The 2,560-nt window shown below is 71.3% G+C and carries 4 protein-coding genes; 3 read left to right on the top strand and 1 reads right to left on the bottom strand.

The features are described 5' to 3' along the window. A partial coding sequence (locus AC27KI_RS22640; protein ID WP_487115947.1) for a winged helix-turn-helix domain-containing protein occupies window positions 1–276 on the bottom strand: 276 nt, incomplete at its 3' end. Between the two features lie 82 nt (window positions 277–358). On the opposite strand from AC27KI_RS22640, the gene modA reads away from it, so the two are divergent. The 3 genes from modA to modC all read left to right on the top strand — a co-directional run. Then, window positions 359–1,123: a molybdate ABC transporter substrate-binding protein gene (gene modA / locus AC27KI_RS22635; RefSeq protein ID WP_487090814.1), complete on the top strand. Its 765-nt coding sequence runs from the start codon at window positions 359–361 to the stop codon at window positions 1,121–1,123. 45 nt (window positions 1,124–1,168) lie between these two features. Continuing rightward, window positions 1,169–1,855: a molybdate ABC transporter permease subunit gene (gene modB, locus AC27KI_RS22630; RefSeq protein WP_487115945.1), complete on the top strand. Its 687-nt coding sequence runs from the start codon at window positions 1,169–1,171 to the stop codon at window positions 1,853–1,855. Continuing rightward, window positions 1,852–2,560 (top strand): molybdenum ABC transporter ATP-binding protein (modC, locus tag AC27KI_RS22625; RefSeq protein WP_487115943.1); only part of this gene is annotated, 709 nt, incomplete at its 3' end. The genes modB and modC, both read left to right, overlap by 4 nt.

The raw sequence follows: 2,560 nt of genomic DNA, 5'->3' as shown, positions 1-2,560 counted from the left end.
CTCCTCCAGCGCATCGGCCGCGTTCAGCAATTCGAGCCCCGCCGGGGTCAGCTGCGCGCCGCCACCGCCGGTGCCGCCCACGGCGCGCGCCACCAGGGGCACGCCCGCCAGGTTGGTGAGCGCGTCCACCGCCTGCCAGGCCGCCTTGTAGCTCACGCCCACGGCCCGCGCAGCCTGCGAGATCGATCCGCCCACGCCGATCTGGCGCAGGATGTCGATGCGCCGGTCCGCCATGCCCTGGCCCAGCGCATCGGAGAGGGAAAGCCGCTTTGTCATGGGCGCATCATGCCGCGCTGTCCAGGGCTGCCCGGGAAACCCGTCGCTATACTCGACCGCTATTCATCCAAGGAATAGCGCCATGCGATTTGCCTCCGCCCCCTCCCGACTTCTGGCCGCTGCCGGCATGGTCCTGGCGGGCCTGGCTTCGGCCCATGCCGGAGAGGTGCCCGTCGCCGTCGCGGCCAATTTCACGGCGCCGATGCAGAAGATCGCCGCGGCGTTCGAGCAGGCCACCGGCCACAAGGCCGTGCTGTCGTTCGGGGCCACCGGCAAGTTCTATGCGCAGATCAAGAACGGCGCACCGTTCCAGGTGCTGCTGTCCGCCGACGACACCACGCCCGCCCGGCTGGAGCAGGAGGGCCAGGCCGTGCAGGGATCGCGCTTCACCTATGCCGTGGGACGGCTGGTGCTGTGGAGCCCGCGCGAAGGCTACGTGGACGACCAGGGCCAGGTGCTCAAGGCGGGCGATTTCACCTATCTGGCCGTCGCCAACCCCAAGCTCGCGCCCTATGGCCTGGCAGCCGTGCAGACGCTGGAAAAGCTCGGCCTGGGCGAGCGCCTGCAGCCGCGCTTCGTGACGGGCGAGAACATCGCGCAGACCTACCAGTTCGTGGCCACGGGCAATGCGCAGCTGGGCTTCGTGGCGCTGTCGCAGGTCATGGAAGGCGGCAAGATCGCCAAGGGCTCGGCCTGGCAGGTGCCGGAGGCGCTGCACGACCCCATCCGGCAGGATGCCGTCCTGCTCGCCACGGGCAAGGACCAGCCCGCCGCCATTGCCCTGATGAAATTCCTGCGCAGCGACGCGGCGCGCGAGGTGATCCGGGCCTACGGCTACGGGCTCTGAGCCCCTGCCCGCACCCGCCAAAGCCGCCGGACCGACACGCTGCCGATGCCTTTTTCTGCGCAAGATCTGGCTGCCATCGGCCTCACGCTGCGGCTGGCCGCGCTCACCACGCTCACGCTGCTGGTGCTGTGCACGCCACTGGCCTGGTGGCTGGCGCACACGCCGTCGCGCTGGCGCGGCCCGGTCTCGGCGGTGGTGGCGCTACCGCTGGTGCTGCCCCCCACGGTGATCGGTTTCTACCTGCTGCTCACCCTGGGCCCCAACGGCCCGGTGGGCCGCGCGATGCAGTCGATGGGGCTGGCCACCCTGCCCTTCACCTTCGCCGGTCTGCTGGTGGGATCGGTCGTGTACTCGCTGCCGTTCGCGGTGCAGCCGCTGCAGCGCGCATTCGAGGCATTGGGAGCGCGGCCGATGGAAGCCGCCGCCACGCTGGGCGCGGGCCCGTGGGACCGCTTCTTCACCGTGGGGATGCCGCTTGCGCGGTCGGGCTTTCTCACGGCGGGGGTGCTGAGCTTTGCGCACACGGTGGGAGAGTTCGGCGTGGTGCTCATGCTCGGCGGCAACATTCCCGGCGTGACGCGCGTGGTGTCGGTCCAGATCTACGACCACGTGGAGGCCATGGAATACCTGCAGGCCCACTGGCTGGCGGGGAGCATGGTGGTGTTCTCGTTCGGGGTGCTGCTGTTGCTGCACTGGCTGCAGCCCGCACGGCCCGGCAAGGGCGCGGCATGACGGCCGGTGCGGGACGGTTGCCCTGCACGGGCGAAGGCACCATCGAGGCACGCCTGCGGCTGCAGCGCCCGGGCGGCTTCGCGCTGGACCTGGACCTGTCCCTTCCCGGCCGGGGCGTCACGGCGCTCTACGGTCCCTCGGGCTGTGGCAAGACGACCTGCCTGCGGGCCCTGGCGGGCCTGGAGCGGGCCCAGGGGCGCGTGGCCGTTCATGGGCAGGTGTGGCAGGACGACGCGCAGCGCCTGTGGCTCCCGACGCACCAGCGGGCGCTGGGCTATGTGTTCCAGGAATCGAGCCTTTTCGCGCACCTGGACGTGCGCCGCAACCTCGAGTACGGCCTGCGGCGCACACCCCCGGCGCGCAGGAAGGTGTCGCTGGAGCAGGCCGTCGAACTGCTCGGGCTGCAACCCCTGCTGGCCCGCCAGCCAAGCATCCTGTCGGGGGGCGAGCGTCAGCGGGTGGCGATGGCCCGGGCCCTGGCCGCCAGCCCCCGCGTGCTCCTGATGGACGAGCCCCTGGCCGCCCTGGACGCGCAGCGCAAGGCCGAAGTGCTGCCCTATCTGGAGCGCCTGCAGCGCGAACTGGACATTCCCGTGCTGTACGTGAGCCATGCGCAGGACGAAGTGGCCCGGCTGGCGCAGCACCTGGTGCTGCTTGGCGGCGGTCGGGTGCTGGCGAGCGGCCCCCGCGCCGGCCCTCCTGGGC

Source organism: Acidovorax sp. KPB24-03 (assembly GCF_057546605.1).
Note: the sequence above shows the minus strand (reverse complement) of the source record. Positions and strands in the feature narration are given on the sequence as shown.

What these genes read in the sequence shown, in the direction of transcription:
- modA (WP_487090814.1), top strand. Translation starts at nt 359, where the DNA reads ATGCGATTTGCCTCCGCCCCCTCCCGACTTCTGGCCGCTGCCGGCATG.
- modB (WP_487115945.1), top strand. Translation starts at nt 1,169, where the DNA reads ATGCCTTTTTCTGCGCAAGATCTGGCTGCCATCGGCCTCACGCTGCGG.